This is a genomic window from Pseudomonas sp. P5_B2, from assembly GCF_056400445.1.
In genome coordinates this window covers 1-1,575 of the sequence record NZ_JBFULH010000816.1, presented here as the reverse complement: position 1 = coordinate 1,575, position 1,575 = coordinate 1, and the positions used below count along the sequence as shown (strand labels likewise).

General features: G+C 57.2%; 1 protein-coding gene. It reads right to left on the bottom strand.

Features of this window, described 5'->3' with window-relative positions; all coding sequences use genetic code 11:
• Positions 1–1,575 (bottom strand): CHASE3 domain-containing protein (locus AC1DRJ_RS27065; RefSeq protein WP_477804849.1); only part of this gene is annotated, 1,575 nt, incomplete at both ends.

Below are 1,575 nucleotides of genomic sequence, written 5' to 3'. Positions count from 1 at the left end.
GTTCTTGTCAGTTGCCATCGGTTCGAACATCCCGCGCAAGCCGTCTACCAGACGCTCGACGCTGACATTTTCAGGATGCATCTCCAACTTGCCGGCCTCGACCTTGGAAATGTCGAGGATGTCGTTGATCAGATTGAGCAAGTCATTACCGGCGGAATAGATCGACTCGGCGAACTTCACCTGCTCGGCAGTGAGATTTTCCTGAGGGTTTTCAGCGAGCAATTTGGCCAGGATCAACGAACTGTTCAGCGGCGTGCGCAGTTCGTGGGACATATTGGCGAGAAACTCGGACTTGTACTTGCTGGAGCGCTGCAATTCCAGGGCGCGATCCTCAAGTTGCACCTGAGCCTGATTGAGCTCGGTGTTTTTCAGGTCCATGGCATCGCGTTGATCCTCCAGGATCTGCGCCTGCTCGGCGAGCTGCTCGTTGGTCTGCTCCAACTCCACCTGCTGGGTTTCCAGGTGCGCCTGGGACTCCTTGAGAATTCGTGACTGTTCTTCGAGTTCTTCGTTGGCGGTCTTGAGCTCTTCTTGCTGCACTTGCAGCTCTTCATTGAGATGCTGGGTTTCGCCCAACACTTCCTGCAAGCGTTGGCGATAGCGAGCAGCCTCGATCGAGGTGCCGATGTTGCCGGCAATCAATTCAAGCAACTCGATATCACGATCATTCAGCGGGCGCAGGAAACCCAGCTCGATCACGCCATTGACCCGCTCGTCATCACTGGTCGGCACCACGAGCACGCTATGCGGCAGGCCTTCGCCCAGGCCGGAATTGACCTTGAAGTAGTCGCTCGGAACGTCATCAAGACGAATCAGGCGAGCCTGGTTCGCGACCTGACCGACAATCCCTTCATCGCTGTAGATCTGCTGGTCACGTTCCTCCTGCTCACGCGAGAAACCGTAAGACGCAATACGCTTGAGGCCGCCATGGTCGTCGCGAACATAAATGGCGGCGACGGCGGTGCCGAGGTACTGCGCGCAGAATTGCAAAATGTTGCGGCCTAATACATTGAGGCTCAGTTGCCCCAACACTTGCTCGGCCAGCTCGGTCTGGCCATTGCGCAGCCAGGCTTGTTGTTCCAGACGCCGGGCGCTGGCTTGCTGCGCGGCAAGGTTGGCACTGTAGACTTGCGAGAGACTGAGTAGATCGCGACGGCCAATATAGGCCAGCAAGGCGCTGATACCGGCGACGAAAAGTAGGTACAGGCCGATGCTCCAGATCGTGGTTCGGCTCACGTCGTCGTTACGCGTGGCGCGCAACTGCTGCTCCATATCGATCACTTCTTCGAACTGCTTGCGAATTTCATCGGTCAGCCGCTTGCCGCGCCCTGTCTTGACCGCGGCACGGTAATCACCGCTGGCTCGTTGCAAATCGATCATCGATTGCGCGTAGGTGGTCCATTCGGTCTGCAGTGCTTGYAGACGACGCACACGATCAGTCTGCGCCGGATTGTCGGCGGTGAGTTCGAGCAAGGTGTTGAGGGCGACCGTTATTCTCGGCTTGGCCGTCTCGTAGGGATCAAGAAAGTGTTCATCCCCAGTCAACAGGTAGCCACGCATGCCGGTTTCCAGATC